Here is a 19,261-nt window from a genome sequence, read left to right as displayed (position 1 = left end):
TTCATGTGTACATTTTAAATCAGCCGCTGGAATAAAACTAGTAAAACGTCAGACGAATTTCATGGAAATGCAGGATAGAAAAAGACCGGGGACATTTGTCCCCGGTCTCTTACTCTTCCTCAAGCGCTTTTTCGGCCATTTTTGCAAGATGCTGCGCGCTTCCTGAAATCTCCTGCATCGTGGCGGAAATTTGTTCAACGGCAGCGGCTTGTCCGTCTGTATGCTGATTAATCGACTCAATGGATTCCTCCAGCCCTTTCAGCAGGCTGTGGATTTTTTTCGTAATCTGGTCAATTTGGCCGACATTTTCTTTTGAATGCGTCGCTAGCTTTCTGATCTCATCTGCGACGACAGAGAATCCTTTTCCAGACTCCCCTGCTCTTGCCGCTTCGATCGCAGCGTTCAAGCCAAGCAGATTGCTTTGGTCAGAAATGCCTTTAACAGTGACTGAAATATCGGCGATTTCACCGGCGCTTTCGCTTACTTTTTTCGCCTGAGAGGAAATGCCCGACATTTGAGTTGAAAACCCGTTAATTGATTCAGAAATGTCGGAAATGGCCGCGGCCGTTTGTTCAACAACAGCCGATAAGCTTTCCGCCACATCATGCAGCTTTGACGACTCCTCAAGGCTCGTTCCGAGGCCGACGCCTCCAATGACTCTTCCATTCTCGTCGTGCAGCGGGATGGCACGCGCGATCAATGGGAAGCCGAACAATTCTTTCGGAACCATGCTCGTCTTCTTCTGATTGCTTCGGATGGCATCTGTGATAATATCCCCTTCCTGCAGCGGATCGCCGGCTTTTACGTTCAGCGAAAAGGTTTTGGCCGGTATATTCACGAGCAGTTTTTCCGTATCATAAATGCCGATTGTAATATCATCCTGAACCAGGCTGTTTAAATAAGGGGCTACTTTGATAAATGCGTCCAGAATATCTGCGGTTTCTTTTTCCGTATTTATGGTCAATTCCATTCACTCCTTTTCATTAATAAGGGAAGCTGCGTTTTTCGTGCTGGACCGAGATCCATTTCAGCGTTGTAAATTCTTCGAGGCTCCACTCACCGTTTAAACGGCCGAGGCCTGATTGCTTTTCACCGCCGAAGGCTACATTCGGTTCATCATTGATGGTCGTGTCATTGACGTGAATCATGCCTGTTTCAATGCGTTTCGCAAAAGCCACGCCGCGCTCAAGATTTGACGTATGTACGGCACCGCTCAAGCCAAACGGGGTTTCGTTTGCGATATCCACCGCTTCGTCTTCTGAATCAAACTTCATAAAGGAGACGACTGGTCCGAACAGCTCTTCCTTGGCAATGCTCATGAACGGTTTGACGTCTTTTAAGATCGTCGGTTCCACGATCGTCCCGTTAAATCCGCCAAGCTTCACTGGTACAGCGCCTTCTTCAATTGCTTGCTCAACAGTCTTCATCAGCCCGTCCGTCTGTCTGCTGTTGATTAATGGCCCGATAATCGTATCAGGATCCATTGGGTCGCCTACTTTCAGCGATTCCACTTTTGCCTGGTACAGCTCAAGGAACTTGTCATAAATAGAAGAATGAACAAGCACGCGGTTGGCTGACATGCAAATCTGTCCTTGATGTGTAAATCGGCTGAACACCGCCGCATTGACCGCATATTCTATATCTGCATCCTCAAGCACGATGAAGGCGCTGTTCCCGCCAAGCTCAAGAAGCGGCTTTTTAAAATGTTTCATCGCAAGCTGTCCGATGTAGCTGCCGACTTTCGTAGAACCGGTAAATGAGATGATCCGCGGCACTGGATGCTCAACGAAGCTGTCGCCGATTTCAGCAATGTCTGTGACAACAACATTCAGCAGTCCCGCTGGAATTCCCGCGTTCTCAAAAATTTTCGCAATCAGCGTTCCGCCGCAAATCGGCGTTTCCTCATGCGGCTTTAGCACAACGCCATTGCCGGCTCCGAGTGCAGGCGCCACTGATTTCATAGATAAAAAGAATGGGAAGTTAAACGGACTGATGACACCGACAACGCCTGCCGGCACGCGATATAATCTGTTTTCCTTGCCATCTATTGTGGACGGAAGAATTTTGCCTTCCATGCGGACAGGGAACGTTGCCGCTTCTTTTATGATGTTTTTGACAAGACCGATTTCAAAAGCTGCTTTGAGCCTTGTTCCGCCAAGCTCTTCCATAATCAAATAAATGATGGCTTCTTCGTTCTCTTCGATATACGTGACGGCTTTTTCTAAAATGGTTCTTTTCTCAAACGGATTGACCGCATCCCATTTTTTCTTTGCCAGCGCCGCTGCCCGATACGCTTCATCTACATCGTCAGCAGTCGCTTTACGGAATGTTGTGAATGTTTTTTGAGTATAAGGATTTTTGTTTTCCAATACATTTGGGCTGCTGCCCTCCTGCCATTTCCCGCCGATAAACTGTTTATTCAACTCTTCATATTGAAACATGGTCAGCATCTCCTTTATAACCGCAAATCAAAATATGGGCGAATCTATTTTTTCTATCGGTTCATCTTGCATAAAATTGAATATACGATTAGTAAAAATTACTATCCTATGATACGGCAACGCTGTTTCGCTTCTATCATTTAAAGCAGAAAAATATTTTATTGACTGCGTCAAATTTCGACAATATAATACAACAAGAACTGCATATAATGATTAGAATATTTTGAATATTTCTAGGAGGAACTTTTGATGAGTTCATTATTTAGAAAAAAACCGCTTGAAACATTGAGTGCGCAGAGCAAGTCAAAAAGCCTTGCCCGTACGTTAAGCGCATTTGATTTAACCTTGCTCGGTATCGGTTGTGTCATCGGTACAGGGATTTTTGTCATTACAGGAACAGTGGCAGCGACCGGTGCAGGTCCCGCCCTCATCATATCGTTTATTTTAGCGGGGCTCGCCTGTGCGCTGGCTGCTTTCTGTTATGCTGAGTTTTCGTCTTCCATTCCGATTTCGGGAAGCGTGTACTCATACTCATACGTGACACTTGGAGAGCTGCTCGCCTTTTTGATCGGATGGGATCTCATGCTTGAATATGTCATTGCACTGTCGGCGGTTGCCACCGGCTGGTCTTCATACTTTCAATCACTGCTTGCCGGCTTCAATCTTCATATTCCGGCTGCACTGACAGGAGCGCCGGGAAGCACGGCGGGCGCCGTATTTAACCTTCCGGCTGCGGTGATCATTCTCCTCATCACTGCGATTGTCAGCAGAGGCGTCAAGGAAAGCACACGCTTTAACAACGTCATTGTACTGATGAAAATCGCGATCATTTTATTGTTCATTATTGTCGGCATCGGCTATGTGAAACCGGACAACTGGTCTCCTTTTATGCCATTCGGGATGAAAGGCGTCATACTTAGCGCTGCCACTGTATTCTTCGCGTACCTTGGGTTTGACGCGGTTTCTAACGCATCAGAGGAAGTGAAAAATCCGCAAAAAAACATGCCCGTCGGCATTATTTCAGCTCTAGCCGTCTGTACGGTTCTGTACATCGCGGTATCGCTTGTGCTGACAGGCATGATGCCTTATGCCAAATTGAATGTCGGAGATCCTGTATCCTTTGCGCTGAAATTCGTCGGACAGGACGCTGTTGCCGGAATTATTTCTGTCGGTGCGATTATCGGGATTACGACGGTGATGCTCGCTTTGCTGTACGCTCAGGTTCGTTTGACATTTGCCATGAGCAGAGACGGCCTTCTCCCTGGATTGTTCGCAAAGGTTCATCCGTCATTTAAAACCCCGTTCCGCAACACATGGCTGACAGGGATCGTTGCAGCGGGAATCGCCGGCTTTATTAACCTCGGAACGCTGGCCCACCTGGTGAACATGGGAACACTTGCTGCGTTTACAGTCATATCTATTGCTGTCATTGTGCTAAGAAAGAAACATCCTGAAATCAAGGCGTCCTTCAGAGTGCCGTTCGTTCCGGTTGTGCCGATTATCAGCGCAGGCATCTGCATTTGGTTCATGTACAGCCTTCCCGGCGTCACATGGCTTTCATTTGTCATCTGGATCGCTGTCGGAACGCTGGTTTACTTCCTATATTCGAGAAAACACAGCTTATTAAACAAATAATCTCTTTTTAGCCGGCGGTGCCTCACCCGCCGGCTTTTTCCTTTTTTTATGTGCTATACTTTGAATACATATGAGGAAAGGGAGACACACAGATGAAACGATACCGCACTTTATTATTTGATGTAGATGATACCATCCTTGATTTTCAAGCGGCAGAAGCTTTAGCCCTGCGTTTGCTGTTTGAAGATCAGAACATTCCTTTAACAAATGACATGAAGGCGCAGTATAAAACCATCAATCAAGGTCTCTGGAGAGCCTTTGAAGAAGGTAAGATGACACGGGATGAAGTCGTAAACACACGTTTTTCCGCTTTGCTCAAGGAGTACGTTTACGAAGCGGACGGCGCTTTGCTTGAGCAAAAATACCGCCGCTTTCTTGAAGAAGGACATCAGCTTATTGACGGTGCATTTGATCTCATCTCAAATCTGCAGCAACAGTTTGATTTGTACATCGTGACAAACGGCGTGTCTCACACACAATATAAGCGTCTCCGTGATTCAGGATTATTTTCATTCTTCAAGGACATTTTCGTTTCTGAAGACACAGGCTTCCAAAAGCCGATGAAGGAATATTTCGATTACGTATTTGAACGGATTCCTCAATTTTCAGCAGAGCACACATTAATCATTGGGGATTCACTGACTGCTGATATCAAAGGCGGACAGCTCGCCGGGCTTGATACTTGCTGGATGAACCCTGACATGAAGCCGAATGTGCCAGAGATCATACCAACCTATGAGATTCGTAAGCTTGAAGAGCTATATCACATTTTGAATATCGAAAATACTGTCAGCTGCTAATCAGGCTGACGGCGTTTCTTTCATAAGAGTCTTTTTTCCTCTTGATAAATTCTTCACCTTATGAATAATATGGTGGTATGCTTTGGTTATATATGTAAGGAGGAGACTCAATTGGCTATCGCCGCCCCGTTAAAAGAAAAAACAGTTCAAAAACCAGGCACCACGGTGTATCCGATTTTGATTATTATCGGAATTTGCCATATGCTCAACGATTCGCTTCAGGCTGTGATTCCGGCCATGTTCCCTATTTTGGAACGCTCCATGAGCCTGACGTTTACACAGCTCGGCATCATTGCTTTCACATTAAACATGGTGTCATCCGTCATGCAGCCTGTTGTCGGCTGGTATACCGATAAACGGCCGCGGCCGTATGCGCTGCCAGTCGGTTTGACCGCCAGCATGCTTGGCATTTTGGGCCTTGCATTTGCCCCGTCATTCATAACGATCTTATGCTGTGTGTTTTTCATTGGATTAGGCTCGGCCATTTTCCATCCGGAGGGCTCCCGTGTGGCGTATATGGCCGCCGGCACAAAACGCGGGCTCGCCCAGTCGATTTATCAGGTGGGCGGAAACTCAGGCCAGGCGATGGCGCCGCTGATCACCGCGCTGATCCTTGTGCCGCTCGGGCAATTCGGCGCTGTTTGGTTCACGCTTGTCGCCGCGCTTGCTGTTATGTTTCTCATGTATATTGCGAAATGGTACGCCTCACGTCTCGGCAGCCTTGCCCAGAAATCAGGCAAGCAAAAGAAAACGGCTGAAAACACGGCCATCACCAAATCTGTTGTATCTGCTCTTATTATTATTATATTTCTCATTTTTGCTCGTTCTTGGTATACGAGTGCGATCGGTAACTTTTACACGTTTTACGCGATGGATACATATCACGTAAGCATTCAGCAGGCACAAAGCTATATTTTTGTCTTCTTGCTGTTCGGCGCGATCGGCACGTTTCTCGGCGGCCCGCTTGCAGACCGTTTTGGAAAACGCTTCGTTATTCTCGGTTCGCTGTTATGCTCGGCGCCGCTGGCGATTGTGCTGCCATTTGCCGGCCCGGTTCTCGCCTATGGCGTGCTCGCATTGATTGGCTTGGTTCTGATGTCGAGCTTTTCTGTAACGGTCGTCTACGCACAGGAGCTAGTTCCTGGAAAAATCGGCACAATGTCCGGTTTAACCGTCGGGCTTGCCTTCGGGATGGGCGCAATCGGCGCTGTGGCGCTGGGCGCTCTGATTGACGCCGCGGGCCTGACCCCGACGATGATCGCCATTGCCTTTCTCCCTGTTCTCGGCATCCTTGCCTTCCTATTGCCAAGTGACCAGAAGCTGAGAGAATGGCATAGCTGAAAAAACCCCTGCCAGGCGGCAGGGGGTTTTTTAATCCAGCTGGATAAAATGAGTGTCAGGCACTGCGTGCTTCGGGATAAAGCCATCCGCAAAGTCCGGAAACGCCGACTGTATTTCATCAATCCATCTTTTCAGATTTAATATATACGGCATATAAATCATCTCAATTGTCGCTTCGTCTTCAATCCGGTAGTACCAGCAAAGATTAAACTCTTTTTCTGTCACCAGTGTAAACCCAGAGAAATGATAGAAAATCAGCGGCGTTTCATCTATATACACGCGGCCGTCCTTTTGCCCGACCTTATAGTTTTCGATATTCCAAAGCGCTGTATTGGCTCCTATTGATTTGACAACATGAACACCTTTAAACTGCTCCGGCCATTTCTCCACATATCTTTGATCACCATATGTCTTTCGTTCCGTATCCATTTCGACCGTGCAAAATTCAATACAGTCCTGTCTCCACTGCCACACCGCTTCATATGCTTCCTTTGTATTACCGGCGCCGACAAAGCCTGTATTAAAGCGTCCGGTTCGGTCGTAGTAGGACATGAAGCGCGGCGAATTACGATGATCAGTCAAATACAGAGACGCCGTTGGGTTTTCTGCAAAAATACGTGCCGGATCAGAAAAGAAAAATAGATCCGTATCCATATGGGCAAAGTATTCAGCGTCATCCCACTTGCTCATCACATGAAACAAAAAGGCGGGCTTTAACGTCCAGCAATATTCATGAAACGTTCTGTTGCTTTTCGCTTTCAACAGCTCCGGGTCTTCCATTTCATGCAGCTGCACAAAGGTTACATGCTCCCATGGAACGTGCTGAAGCAATTCATACGCTTTCTGGTCGACACACAGCACATATAAATGAAAATCATCGCAATGCTCATGGAGAGAATGAATCATAGGCATGAGCTTAAAGATATGTGTCCTTGACACTATCGTTGAAAAATGAAATGTACTCACTTATACCACATCCAATGATCTAAGATCCACGTGCAGCAAATCGTTGACAAGCGCATACAGTGCGTTGGCAAAATCGTTCACGCCTAGCTTTTTCTTCGCCTTAGGCAGAAGCTTGCGGACAGTTTGTAAATCAAAGCTTTTCGCCGTCACCCTTGGGGATTTCTTTCGCCAATCCGGATCAATGTTGCGCTCTTTAACAACATGCAGAAGCTCAAGAAACAGATTCAGCAGCATATCATATTTCTGTGATTCCAGCAGCTTTTGAATATCAGCCATGATTCTGTTCGTCATGTCAGGCGGGAACGGCCCATTAAAAGCGAGATGAACGTCTAAGGAGCGGATGTTATTGTATTTATCGCACATATAGGCAATGTTTGCCCGAATATCGTCTACAGACTTACAATTGCTTGGATGTTCCTGATGAACACTGACAATATCACGGCGAAGCCTGAAGGTCAATCCGGCCTGATGAAGCCTGATCCCGAGGTCATAATCCTCAAACCCGTACCGCACAATGCCTTCGTCAAATAAACCGAGGTCAACCACATGCTTGCGTTTCACAGAGGAATTATTCGTGATAAAAAAGCGCCATGGCATATGATAGCCTTTCAAGTCATCGCCGTACTCATCTAAAATCTTCTTGAGCACGTCTATAAAGTCGGTATCGAGGTCAAAGCTTTTATCAAGAAAGCTTCCGTTTTTGATGTCCGCTTCCTCCAGCAGCTTTTGTTTGTCTTTCTTCGGCATTTCACCTGTGAGCTTTGCGAGCTGTTCCTTATGTTCTTCTTCAAACCGTTCATAGTAAAAACTGTAGATCCGTTTCCAAAACAACCCGCACACGACGAGATTCTCTTCGTTCTCATGGGCTTTAATATGTTTTGCCACAAGGTCCTTTGCCGCAAGCATATCGCTGTCATGGAAAATCAGGATGTCTCCTCTGGCATTGCGAAGCGCCTGATTTCGTCCGTACGCAATGCCCCTGTTTTCTTTAATCCGTGTAAAGATCAGCGGAAAATCAGCTTGAAATGACTCAAGCATCGAGAGCGTCCCGTCCTCAGAGCCATTGTCCGCTACAATGACTTCGAATTCTTCATCGCACTCCTGCTGGTTTAATGACAGAAGGCTGTTGTAAAGACGCTCCTTTGAATTATATGCAGGAATAATAACGCTTGCTTTCACTTCATTTTCACTTCCTGTATTTACTCATTTATTTGTTGTCATCTTTTGAAGCAAAACCGTTAAATTCAGGGTCTAACGTTTTGATGTGCTGAATGATATGCGGCAGTGTCTCTTGATACAGTTCATGCACAAACGGCAGATCTGTGCGGGTTGTTTCATGAATCTGTTTGATTTCATTGATGCTGACGATTCGGTATCCGCTGAAATGATAAAAGATCAGCGGACTGCCATCCTCCAGCACGATCCGGCCATCTTTCCAGGAAAACGTATGCTGCCCATAATTCCAATGGCCGATGTTCACGCCGGGTGTTGTAATGTCACACACATTCGGAAACAGCTCAGACATATAATCCAAATAGCCCTGATCACCGAATTTTCCTTCACCCGGTGCATTTTTGCATTCCTCAAGACAGCGTTCCTTCCACCACTCCAAGCAATCCGTGCCTGCATCATCATGCTTGAAGCTGATAAACCCGGAATTATATCTGCCTAAAAGACGCTGCAGCATGTCAATCTGCTCTTTCTCAAAAGAAGGGATTACAATATCCCCCCGTGAAAGCAACACCGAGCAGTCCGGCTGGTTTTCAAAAATCGGCGATGGATCTGCATAGAAAAAGAGATCCCCGTCAATATACGTCACGCGCTCCAGCTCGGGATTGCTGTTCAGCACAGCTTGCAGAAAGATCGGCTTCATCGTCCAGCAATACTCACTTTGATCTCTAGTTTCCTTCAGCTTCAATAGCAATTCATTTTCAAGAGCGGCCACCGGCACAAGGTTCAGCTGCTTCATCTTCAGCTTCTGTAACACGCGGTGCGTATCTTCATCCATGCAAAGTATAAAAATGGGACTGTCTTGATCAACTTGCTCTAACGACTTAAACAAAGCGACTGCCTGATATAATCTTCCTTTTGATAAAACGGTGCAATACGCGCTGGTCACAGTCTTGTTCACCTCGTTTCACATTACTTTTTGAAGAATTCCGTATACCACTCAATCGTTTTTTCAAGTCCCTCATCAATAGTGTAGGCCGGTGTCCAATTCAGCAGCTTTCTTGCTTTTTCCGCGGATAAATATTGATGTTTGATTTCATTGCTTCCCTGATTCAGCACCTTAGGTTTCAGATTACTGTTCATTTTCTTTAATATTTTCTCTACCAGTTCAAGTACGGTCAGCTGGATCTCATTGCTGAAGTTAAAGGCCTCTCCGGCAAGATTGTTTTCTTCCATTTTTTCTGCAAGAAGCAGATAAGCCTGAACGGCGTCTTCAATATAGAAGTAGTCCCGTACAAAGGTGCCGTCGCTTCGGATTTCCGGCGCTTCCCCGTTCAGCACAAGCTGAATCGTCTGAGGAATGATGCGGTTGAAGTTCAAATCTCCGCCGCCGTATAAGTTTCCGCAGCGCGTAATGCAGACCGGAAGCCCGTACGTGTGAAAATAGGTGTGGCTGATCAGATCTGCGCAGCTTTTTGAGACGTCGTACGGGTGCTTGCCTTGCAGCGGCATGTTTTCATCGTATGGAAGGTTTTCTTGATCGCCGTAAGCTTTATCACTTGAAGCGACAATGACCCGCTTAATTAACGGATGCTTGCGGCAGGCTTCGAGAATATTCCAGGTGCCGAGGATATTCGCTTCAAAGGTAGAAATCGGGTTGCGGTTTGCCACGCCGACAATCGCTTGTGCAGCAAGATGAAAGACTGTGTCGATCTCATACTCGCCAAGCGCGCGTTCAATCACAGCCAAGTCCTCAAGAGAGCCCCGCACGATGTTCATTTTCTTGATATGTTCTCCCTGATAAAGATTGGATTGAGGCACATGATCCCTGACAAGCCCCGTAACGTTTGCGCCCTGTTCAATCAGCTCTTTCACCAAATAGCTTCCTAAAAGACCTGTGCATCCCGTGACAAATACGTTTTTATTTTTCCAGAAACTCAAATCGATTCACCATACCTTCCATACTTGTTGTCCTTGATTCCACATTTTGTTGACTTCTAAGAGATTTTTATACGTATCGATGGCCGTCCAAAATCCGTAATGGCGGTACACAGCAAGCTCCCCATCTTTAGCAAGATTCTTCAGCGGTTCATCTTCGAACATCGTGTTTCCGTCCTTCGGCAAATAATCGAAAACCTTTGGACTGAGAACGAAGAATCCGCCGTTGATGATTCCGTCACTTGATGTCTTCTCAGAAAATGTTTTCGCCATGCCGTCCTCAACCGTCAAGGTGCCAAACTGCGAGACTTTGTCAATGCCGGTGACAGTCGCGGCAGCACCTTTTGTCTGATGATAGCTGATGAGATGGAAAAGATTGATATTGGCCAGCCCGTCCCCATAGGTAAGCAGAAATGTTTCATCACCGATATAGTCTTTCGCCTGCAAGATTCTTCCGGCTGTCAGCGTATCTTCCCCAGTCTCCAAAAACGTAATTTTCCACGTTTCAGGCTGTCCCAGCATCTGTACCTCTCCCGTAGAGCTGTCGAGTGTCAGGCTGTTGTGCTTCCATTCATAGTCGAGAAAGTATTCCTTGATTTTTTCTCCTTTATAGCCCAAAAGCAGAATAAACTCGTTTACTCCGTAGTACTGATAAATTTTCATAATATGCCATAGAATCGGTTTGCCGCCTATCATGGCGAGCGGTTTAGGAATGTCATTCGTGACTTCACTCATTCTCGTTCCTTTTCCGCCGCAGAGAATGACCGCTTTCATCTCTACCCCTCATCTCTATGAATATTGAGTTCGAAACCTGGTACATCTTCACAATCTATCAAGGCATTTCCCCGATAATTTGTCCGATTTCAATCCGGTTTCAAAATCTACTGTAATGATATGAGAGAAAGCCAGCCTTGGTGACCAAATGGAATCTATTTTTTCAAGTTGGTTGTATAACCAAAAAAAAGAGCCTTGAGCGAAGGCAATGCGCCCGCTCAAGGCTCTTTTTCATCTTATTTGATTTCTTTCTCCTTGCCGTAATGATAGTCAGACGGATCAACGGCTTTGAAATCATTTAGTTTATGGAACCTCAGCAAGTCTTTGTACAGGACACTGTCTGAAAGGCTCAGCTGCTGGTTCACTCTTGTTTTCAGATTCTTCGTTTCTTCATTCGCTTTCAGTTTTTCACCTGTCTTCGTATCGTAAATGATATTGTCGACTGATGTGTACTTCGGCGTTACGAAGTCTCCGTTTCTGAATGCCACTGTATCGTCGTGGTCTTTAGAGAATAAGTCAGTACCAAAGTTGATGTATTTCTGAGAATCAATTCCTTCTAAGTGCAGAAGTGTCGGCATGACGTCAATTTCGCCGCCATACGTATGGTTCACTCCGCCTTTTTTGCCAGGAACGCGGATCATCAGCGGCACACGCTGGTTCTGTGCGTTTTGATAATCTGTGATCTCTTTTCCAAGAATCTCTTTCATCGCTCGGTTATGGTTTTCAGAAATACCGTTATGGTCACCGTAAATCATGATGACTGAGTTGTCATACAGCCCGGCTTCCTTCAGCTCCTTGAAGAATTGCTCAAGCGCTTCGTCAAGGTAACGCGCTGTCTGGAAGTAGCTGTCAACTGTGTTATCGCCAGTTGTCGCTTTTTTAAGAGACGCGTCTTTTTCATCAAGGTTAAACGGATAATGGTTTGTCAATGTAATCAAATGCGCATAAAATGGCTGTTTAAGAGATTCAAGCTTTGGAATCGATTCTGTAAAGAACGGCTTATCCTTAAGCCCCATATTAATCACATTTTCATCTGACATATCATACGTGCTTGCGTCGAAGAACTTGTCATATCCGATATGTTTGTAAATCTGGTCACGGTTCCAGAACGATTTGTAATCACCATGCAGGACGGCGCTTGTATAGCCTTCCTTCTGGTCTAAAATCGCAGGAAGCGACTGGTAGGTGTTTTCGCCTTTCGTCACAAACGCGGAGCCTTCAGGAAGACCGAAGATCGAGTTATCCATTGTCAGCTCGGCATCAGATGTTTTTCCCTGGCCTGTCTGATGGAAGAAGTTATCAAAATACGTCACATCTTCCCCGCCGTGCGCAAGTTTATTTAAGAAAGGCGTCACCTCTTCACCGTTTAGCTTGTAGTCAATCAGGAATGACTGGAAGCTTTCGAGGTGAATTTTAATGATATTTTTGCCTTTGGCAGAGCCGAAGTACTCGGCGTTCGGTTTTGCATAATGAGACGTCGTGTAATTCTCGACGCTTGTTAAATCATCGCTGCTTGCATAGGCCCGTTGCGTTTCTGTTTGAGCCGTCTGTACACCGTCATAAATGGTGTAGTTGTATAAACCTAAATATTTCACAATATAATTGCGGTCAAACGTTCTTGTCAGCAGCTGCGGACGGTCTTTTTCCGCATAGTGCAGGTTGATGAAAAACAGTGCGATCCCAGAAAGGATCACTAAAGATGCAAAGCGTTTTTTCATTTTGTATTCTTTTAATTCAGGTCTCCAGATCAATACCGCAATCAAAATGATAATATCTAAGAAATAGAAAATATCATGACCGGCCATGATACTGAAAATCCCGTCTCCCATGTTTCCAACGTTTCCGGACTGTTTAATGTTCGGGAACGTCAAGAAATCGTCAAAGAAACGATAGAATAAAATATTTGCATATAACACAAATGTCATCAAGAAATCGATAATCAGCATAATAATGGCTGATTTACGCCCTTTCGCCAGCAAAGCCAGTCCTAAAAAGAAGACGGCGCTTGAGAATGGGTTAAATATCAGGAGGATCTCCTGAGTTGTGCCTTTTACCCCAAGATTAAACTCAGTCTTGTAGGATAAATACGTTTTTGCCCAAAACAGTATAACAGCCAGCACAAAAAAGCTAAGTTTGTAAGAAAAAAGTTTCTTCATGGCAACCTCTACTTTCTTAAACACTTTAAGTTCTTCATTCATATTTACCTGCTCTTTATATTCTGCCTTCCAATTCCTTCTTTCCAAACAAAATCAAGGCATCACACAACAAGAAATACACCGCGGCAAGCCGGAATATTTATGTTTCGCACCATATCATTTTTATTACAACCATTTGGAAACCAATCACTGGACGAAAGAAACCTTCATTTCGTTTCACATTTTTTTCTCGGAAATAAAAAAAGGATTTCTTTTGTCATGTGTGCCTTTGAAAAAAGAAATAGATACCGAGTATAAGAATAACATAAACTAGCAAAAACGAAAAATAGGTTTTGCAGACAGCCCGCCCTTCCGGCGGACTGAAGTTATTGTATGCATGAATGTTTAGCGCGATCACCATTTTTTCGATAGGACAAAAAAGACTGGATGTCTCCAGTCTTCTTTATCTATATCCCTGCCCAGACATCCTTAGCGTACATACCGGTATCCTGCAGATGTCTCAGCCAGTTTTGCGCTTCTTGCTCCCCGGTGCCATGGACAGACTGATACGCCTTTTGCAGTGCCGCCTCCACATCCGGGGCCATTTTGCTGCCGTCACCGCATACATAAAGCCTGCCTCCGCGATCAAAAATTGATATTAACGTTTCTGCATGGGCAGCCATGACATGCTGGACATACGTTTTCGGCATGCCTTCTTTGCGGGAAAAGGCTGTGTGGACAGTGACAATTCCGTCTTTTTCAAACTGCTCAAGCTCATCGCGGTATATAAAATCACGATCGTTCCTGCATCCAAAATAGAGATGAGCTTCACCGAGCGTTTTCCCTTCCCGCTTTAAAACTTCGCGGGCTTGAAGGAAACCGCGGAATGGCGCGACTCCCGTGCCAGGTCCGACCATAATGATTGGCGTTTCAGGGTCTTTCGGAAGCTGAAACCGGGATTCCGGTGTGCGGATAAACATCACGACATCATCACCGGCTTGACGCTCAGCTAAATCATTTGATGCCACACCCCTGTATTCGCCACGGCCGCTCCACGCCGGGCCGCGCACAACGCCGACTGTGATTGATGCTTGCCCCGGATTCACTCTTGGAGAGCTTGAAATCGAATAATATCTCGGTTTTAACGGGCGTAATAGCTCTAAAAATCGTTCAAACGGCATGTCACATGCTTCGTACTTTTCAAGCAGATCCAGCATGGAAATTCGTTTTTTCAATATTTGTTCCTGATAAACACCCTCTGCTGTCAGTTCTTCTAATTCGCGCTTATGCGGCGGACACACTGTAAAAGCGGCCAGTTCACGTATTTGCGCTCTTGTGGCTGCTTCCTGCACCTCGACGCTGTAGCTGAGAAGATCATGCAGGCTGACAGGACGGCCCAATGGCAGATGCCCCGCACTGCGGCCGCTTGCAGACAATGTCACTTGATCGGTTCCCTTCAGACCGAATCTGTGGAGAATCCGGTTGACATTGGTTTGGCTGTTTTTTGGCAATACGCCAAGATGGTCGCCCTCTTGATATTCAACATCCGGCGGCAATGCAATTTCGATATGGCGAGTGCTTCGATCGCTGTCTGCGGACTGGAGTTCACGATTTTCGGCAATGGATGCGTGAGAGGCTTCGTACGATCTAGCGAGCGGAGACTCGCCCAGCCCTCTGACAAACTGAAGGCTTAGCGTGCTTCGTTCCTTATCGGCGTTTTCATTCAGCTCCAGTCCGAATGCCTTAATGGCGTCCGCCCACATGCTTTTTTTCCACTCGTCAAGCTGCCCTTCAAAATCACCGCTGACATCACCTTCCCCGCGCGCAGAAAACCGAGTCGCGCCTTTCTCCGCAAGCTGCTCATCAATGAATCTCGGCACGTATTGATACGTGCTCGCCCAGTTGTGGTCGCCGCAGCCAAATACCGCGTAATGGACGCCCTCAAGCTCACCCGGTTTGATTTCTTGAAGCCACTGCACGAACTGTCCGGCATTGCTTGGCGGCTTTCCATTATAAGACGAGGTCACAATGACAACCGCTCCCTCTTTCGGCAGCTTTCCAATCCGGTCGTTCAGAGGTGCTGTCTCTGTCCTTACGCCGTGAAGACTGGCAGTATCAGCAAGCTCCCGGGCGACGCCTTCTGCGGTGCCGGTATCTGAGCCGTACAGCACGAGAAGCGGGCGGTTGTTAAGACCGATGACTGATGTGCCCTTTGCTTCCGTTTTCTCCTTTTGCTCATCAGACGCGGCTTTTTCAGCTGCCCGGACGTCTGCATGAATGGCTTCCAGATGACGGCTTTGAACCCTGATGTGAAAATCGCCCGGCTTAAGTGTTAAGGTTTGTTTGATATCAAGCTCATAATTCTCATGATCAATCAGCGTGAAATATTTTAGAATCATGCCCAGCACAAGTGTGGCTTCATGAAGGGCAAACTGCATGCCGATACAGGCCCGTTGTCCATTTCCGAATGGTTTGTACGCATGATGAGGCACTTGGTCCTGATGCTCAAACCGTTCCGGCCGGAATTCTTCTGCGTCCTTTCCCCAAGCGTCTCGATCACGATGAAGCTGCGGAATCAGCACAGAAATTCTGTCATTCGTCGTGATCGGGAATTTCCCGCCAATGACTGTGTCTGCTTTTGGATAAAGGCTGAAAGCCGGAGCTGTCGGCCATAAGCGCAGTGATTCATTTAAAATCATCCGTATGTATGTAAGCTCCAGCACTTGTTTATAGGTCGGCGCTGCATCCGTCAGCACCCGATCGACCTCTTCATACGCCTTTTTCAGTTTGTCAGGATGCTTCAATAAAAAATAAGTCGCAAAGGAAAGCAGGCCGCTCGTTGTTTCATGGCCGGCAATCAAAAACGTAATGATTTGAAAGCGGATATTTTCGTCGTCGAGCTTTTCACCCGTTTCCGGATCTTCCACATTCAGCATGCGGGCGAGCAAATCTTTTTCATCCTGGTCTCCATTCGCCCTGCGCTCTGCAATAATGCTGTCGACTAACGAAAACATCGTTTGAATATCATGGCGGAATTGCCGCTTTGTTCTGACCATAAGCTTATCTTGAACATCAAGCCGCTGCATTTGATGCATCGCTTCATCAAGCGCCCGCACCATGCTGTTGATAAACGGGTGGGGCGTTTCTCTGTAGTAACTGTTAAAGCGGTAGTTAAACCCGCATAGCCCAATGGTGTCGAGCGTCAGCCGGGTCATATCTCCCGGGACATCGACTGCTTCATTCGGATTGAGCCTTGCCCATTTTTGAATGAGCTGAACAGCGATATCGACCATTTTCTCATGATAGTCCTTCATGGCCCGCTGGCTGAACGTCGGCATCAGAATGTTGTGCGCTTTTCTCCAGTTAGGCTCATGCGTCCAGCTCGTAAACAATCCGTCACCGGAAAATGCGCGAACCTTTTCCAAGGCGCCTTCAATGCTTTTATCAAACCGTTCTTCATCACAAACCTCTTTCACCAATTCGTGGCCGGACACTACAATGGTCGTGCCCGCGGGTGTATGGATTTGAAAAATCGGGCCCTGTTCTTCCGCCAGTTTGATCAGCGAAAGCGTCGGCTTGTCTTTATCGATTAAAGGCAAATTGCCGAGCGGCCCAAACGTCTTCGGCTGAGGAATCGGGCTTGTTTCCTTCATCGAACCATTCCTTTCCGTATGAGATGCCTTCTATTTGACTACATTTCCCTTTCATGGTCATGATTATTCCGTTCTCCCAATTGACGCATGATCGCTGTTTTTTCTATACTTGAGAAGCTGTACAATACGCGAATAAGGTGAGTTTATATATGGATTTTGAAATTCGGTTTTTATCCTTTTATGTCATACAGGTGGAAGGCAAAGATGAGCAGGCGAACAAGCAGTTCAAGCACTTCCAGACCCTTGATACGGGCGAATTTGAAGAAAGCGAGCTGAAGGACTTTCTCGACGGGGAACTGAAAAAAATCGTCAAACGGAAAGCAGACCGCCATCCGCAGTCCGAGCAGGTGCCGACGAAAATCGGCCATTTTATCGTCGAGCCCGGCCACGAGCTCGATTCCAACCCAAACTACAACATGTTCAACCGCGCGCGTCTGGCGGAAACAAAAGAAGACTTCAATGAGCTGAGCGAGCAGTTCGTCCGCACGTACCTTGACACAAGCGCGGTTCGCGGCGGCGTGTTTCTCGTCGCTTCGGCCGTACCGAGAAAATACTTTGATGAGTCATTTGTCTTCATTATGAAATGTGATTTTGAGCCGAAGGTCGCCCGCATCTCTGACGCGTCTTCTCTCATTAAAAAAGTCGAAATGGCGATCACGACAAAAAACATGAAAAGCATCCAATACCCGTACATGCCAGAGGAAGGAATGGTCGAGGAAGGTGAACTGAAAATCCACCAGGCCTCGCACGCCCGCTATTTTGAGGACTTTCTGAAATTCGTCGAGTACGGAGAATCGATGCCGGAAATCATGAAAAACCAGGTCATGAACATGGTACAGGAGCACGTCTACGAGACATTTGAAGACAACAGCGAAGAGCTCAAGCAGTTCGAGCACGACATTGAGATTTGGGAAGCAAGCGAAAAGCGGGAAATCCAAGAGCGCCTCGACACCCATCAAGTCATCGAAGCCTCCGCCCAAATCATCGAGCACACGCCAGAGGCCCAGCTGAAAATGAAAGTCGGAGAAACAGAGATTAAGGGATTGCTAGCGGATTTTGGCGATTCTATTCATCTCGCAAAAGTAAACGGGCGCTATGTCGCGCTGATTGAAGCCGAGACGATTTCGTTTGAGAAAGGCAGTTCACCGGTGGAGTTTTATAAGCCTGAGGGGCTGCATGAGGTGATTGAGCGGATAAGGAATAAAACAGAGCAAGATTAAAAAGTCCAGAAATCACTTTCTGGACTTTTCCTATTTAATACCCTTCCCTCAACACCGCATAGCACTCCCCAATCAGTTCTTCCGCTCCCGGCTCTCCTTTCAGCCCACGGCGGACGATTTCCGATGATAGGTTCTGGACTTTGAGCGCTCGTGGGGCTCTTCTTTTGTAGTACGCCTGTAATGCTGTTTCGTGGTCGGCGTGGTTTTGGAGTTCTTCGGCGAGGACGATGGCATCCTCGATCGCCATTGCCGCTCCTTGCGCCAGGGTCGGCGCGCCGGCGTGGGCGGCGTCTCCTCCGATGATGACGCGGCCTTTATGCCATGGCTCCTGCACGGCGACCTGCTCCAGTTTGTTAAAGATGACAGGATGCTGTTTTGACATGTGCTTTGTGACAAAATCCAGCCCCCGAAAACTAGAAAGAATCTCTTTTACTCTATCAAACCGGGTATCTTCCTCATCCCAGTAATCGCTCGTGCAAGGCTGGAGGACGAAGACATAGCCAGCGTGTTCTGCCAATGGCACCACCCCGATTTGTGTGTCTCCGCTTCTATACATGAATGTTGCGTCCTCGAATGTGTAATCAGGAAGTTCGATATAAAAGCGCCACGCTCCCATGCCGAGATGCTCTTTTTCCGTCTCCTTTTGCAGCATTATATCGCGAACAACGGAGTGAATGCCGTCAAAGCCCGCCAGAATGTCAGCCTGCATCTTTTCTCCATCTTCACATACGGCAGTGACCGATTCAGCTGTTTCTTCATAAGCGACAACCTTTTTCCCCCACTTGATGTCTACACCCACTGCCTCGGCATGCTTCATGAGAATGTCATTTAACGTTTTGCGCAGGATATTATTGCGTCCCGGAAGTGAATCGTCTAAAAAGGATTCACTGACTTGAAACAGCAAATTCCCCTGTTCATCAAACGTTTTAAACCATTCTGTTTGAAAGCCGTGCTTACAGCACTCTTCGAATACGCCCAGTTCTTTCAACACCGCCAGTGCGTTTTGCGGCTGAAGAATCCCCGCACCTGTTTTTCGGTTTTCTGAAGCCGCTTCACATAAGGTGACGGAAAACCCTGCCTTACGGAGAGAAATGGCCGCTGACAAGCCGCCGATGCCGCCTCCTGCAATTAACATATGTTTCATATCAATAACCACCTTTTCAGCTCTATATGTATTAGTTAGGCGCC

General features: G+C 46.7%; 14 protein-coding genes. 4 read left to right on the top strand and 10 right to left on the bottom strand.

What is annotated here, in order from left to right; translation table 11 throughout:
- Positions 1 to 109: 109 nt before the first annotated feature.
- On the bottom strand, positions 110 to 514 hold the full coding sequence (locus tag bslm_RS21830) for a methyl-accepting chemotaxis protein (protein ID WP_369888597.1): 405 nt from the start codon (positions 512 to 514) through the stop codon (positions 110 to 112).
- A gap of 469 nt (positions 515 to 983) precedes the next feature.
- The gene (gene yfmT / locus bslm_RS03955) at positions 984 to 2,441 is read right to left on the bottom strand and encodes a benzaldehyde dehydrogenase (protein ID WP_019712579.1); all 1,458 of its coding nucleotides are present in this window, start codon (positions 2,439 to 2,441) and stop codon (positions 984 to 986) included.
- 249 nt (positions 2,442 to 2,690) lie between these two features.
- Here yfmT and bslm_RS03950 point away from each other — a divergent pair, with 249 nt between their 5' ends.
- The 3 genes from bslm_RS03950 to bslm_RS03940 all read left to right on the top strand — a co-directional run bounded on the left by bslm_RS03950 (position 2,691) and on the right by bslm_RS03940 (position 6,217).
- Positions 2,691 to 4,076, top strand: a complete 1,386-nt coding sequence (locus bslm_RS03950; RefSeq protein WP_029946523.1) for a branched-chain amino acid transporter BcaP — start codon at positions 2,691 to 2,693, stop codon at positions 4,074 to 4,076.
- Positions 4,077 to 4,168: 92 nt separating this feature from the next.
- On the top strand, positions 4,169 to 4,876 hold the full coding sequence (locus bslm_RS03945) for a YjjG family noncanonical pyrimidine nucleotidase (RefSeq protein ID WP_015252588.1): 708 nt from the start codon (positions 4,169 to 4,171) through the stop codon (positions 4,874 to 4,876).
- A gap of 111 nt (positions 4,877 to 4,987) precedes the next feature.
- Positions 4,988 to 6,217 carry an MFS transporter gene (locus bslm_RS03940; RefSeq protein WP_003243467.1) on the top strand — a complete coding sequence of 410 codons (1,230 nt, stop codon included), beginning with the start codon at positions 4,988 to 4,990 and terminating at the stop codon, positions 6,215 to 6,217.
- A 30-nt stretch (positions 6,218 to 6,247) separates the two neighbouring features.
- Here bslm_RS03940 and bslm_RS03935 read toward each other — a convergent pair whose 3' ends face one another.
- From bslm_RS03935 to cypD, 7 genes are all read right to left on the bottom strand, one after another.
- Positions 6,248 to 7,183, bottom strand: a complete 936-nt coding sequence (locus tag bslm_RS03935) for a putative nucleotide-diphospho-sugar transferase (RefSeq protein ID WP_015252589.1) — start codon at positions 7,181 to 7,183, stop codon at positions 6,248 to 6,250.
- Positions 7,184 to 8,362, bottom strand: coding sequence for a glycosyltransferase family 2 protein (locus tag bslm_RS03930; protein WP_003233779.1), 1,179 nt, complete (start codon positions 8,360 to 8,362; stop codon positions 7,184 to 7,186).
- Positions 8,363 to 8,390: 28 nt separating this feature from the next.
- Entirely contained in the window at positions 8,391 to 9,302 is a 912-nt protein-coding gene (locus bslm_RS03925; protein ID WP_038428585.1) for a putative nucleotide-diphospho-sugar transferase, read from the bottom strand.
- A gap of 23 nt (positions 9,303 to 9,325) precedes the next feature.
- Complete coding sequence (locus bslm_RS03920; protein WP_003244102.1) at positions 9,326 to 10,294, bottom strand: GDP-mannose 4,6-dehydratase; 969 nt, start codon at positions 10,292 to 10,294, stop codon at positions 9,326 to 9,328.
- 6 nt (positions 10,295 to 10,300) lie between these two features.
- Complete coding sequence (locus tag bslm_RS03915) at positions 10,301 to 11,065, bottom strand: glucose-1-phosphate cytidylyltransferase (RefSeq protein WP_014479136.1); 765 nt, start codon at positions 11,063 to 11,065, stop codon at positions 10,301 to 10,303.
- Between the two features lie 236 nt (positions 11,066 to 11,301).
- The gene (gene ltaS1, locus bslm_RS03910) at positions 11,302 to 13,221 is read right to left on the bottom strand and encodes a lipoteichoic acid synthase LtaS1 (protein WP_003243930.1); all 1,920 of its coding nucleotides are present in this window, start codon (positions 13,219 to 13,221) and stop codon (positions 11,302 to 11,304) included.
- Between the two features lie 446 nt (positions 13,222 to 13,667).
- On the bottom strand, positions 13,668 to 16,853 hold the full coding sequence (gene cypD, locus bslm_RS03905) for a bifunctional P-450/NADPH--P450 reductase (protein ID WP_038428584.1): 3,186 nt from the start codon (positions 16,851 to 16,853) through the stop codon (positions 13,668 to 13,670).
- Between the two features lie 149 nt (positions 16,854 to 17,002).
- On the opposite strand from cypD, the gene bslm_RS03900 reads away from it, so the two are divergent.
- Positions 17,003 to 18,073, top strand: a complete 1,071-nt coding sequence (locus tag bslm_RS03900; protein WP_003233793.1) for a DUF3900 domain-containing protein — start codon at positions 17,003 to 17,005, stop codon at positions 18,071 to 18,073.
- 34 nt (positions 18,074 to 18,107) lie between these two features.
- On the opposite strand, the gene bslm_RS03895 is transcribed toward bslm_RS03900, so the two are convergent.
- Entirely contained in the window at positions 18,108 to 19,217 is a 1,110-nt protein-coding gene (locus tag bslm_RS03895) for an FAD-dependent oxidoreductase (RefSeq protein ID WP_015715487.1), read from the bottom strand.
- Positions 19,218 to 19,261 lie beyond the last annotated feature (44 nt).

It is taken from the genome of Bacillus sp. LM 4-2 (assembly GCF_000978495.1).
Classification (GTDB): Bacteria; Bacillota; Bacilli; order Bacillales; family Bacillaceae; genus Bacillus; species Bacillus subtilis.
The sequence above is the reverse complement of the archived record's forward strand: the minus strand, read 5'-3'. Positions and strand labels throughout refer to the sequence as shown.

Excerpts from the sequence above, each read along its gene's own strand:
- cypD (WP_038428584.1), bottom strand. The coding sequence starts at position 16,853 with ATGAAGGAAACAAGCCCGATTCCTCAGCCGAAGACGTTTGGGCCGCTC.
- bslm_RS03900 (WP_003233793.1), top strand. The coding sequence starts at position 17,003 with ATGGATTTTGAAATTCGGTTTTTATCCTTTTATGTCATACAGGTGGAA.
- bslm_RS03950 (WP_029946523.1), top strand. The coding sequence starts at position 2,691 with ATGAGTTCATTATTTAGAAAAAAACCGCTTGAAACATTGAGTGCGCAG.
- bslm_RS03915 (WP_014479136.1), bottom strand. The coding sequence starts at position 11,065 with ATGAAAGCGGTCATTCTCTGCGGCGGAAAAGGAACGAGAATGAGTGAA.
- bslm_RS21830 (WP_369888597.1), bottom strand. The coding sequence starts at position 514 with ATGTCGGGCATTTCCTCTCAGGCGAAAAAAGTAAGCGAAAGCGCCGGT.
- yfmT (WP_019712579.1), bottom strand. The coding sequence starts at position 2,441 with ATGTTTCAATATGAAGAGTTGAATAAACAGTTTATCGGCGGGAAATGG.
- ltaS1 (WP_003243930.1), bottom strand. The coding sequence starts at position 13,221 with ATGAAGAAACTTTTTTCTTACAAACTTAGCTTTTTTGTGCTGGCTGTT.
- bslm_RS03945 (WP_015252588.1), top strand. The coding sequence starts at position 4,169 with ATGAAACGATACCGCACTTTATTATTTGATGTAGATGATACCATCCTT.
- bslm_RS03895 (WP_015715487.1), bottom strand. The coding sequence starts at position 19,217 with ATGAAACATATGTTAATTGCAGGAGGCGGCATCGGCGGCTTGTCAGCG.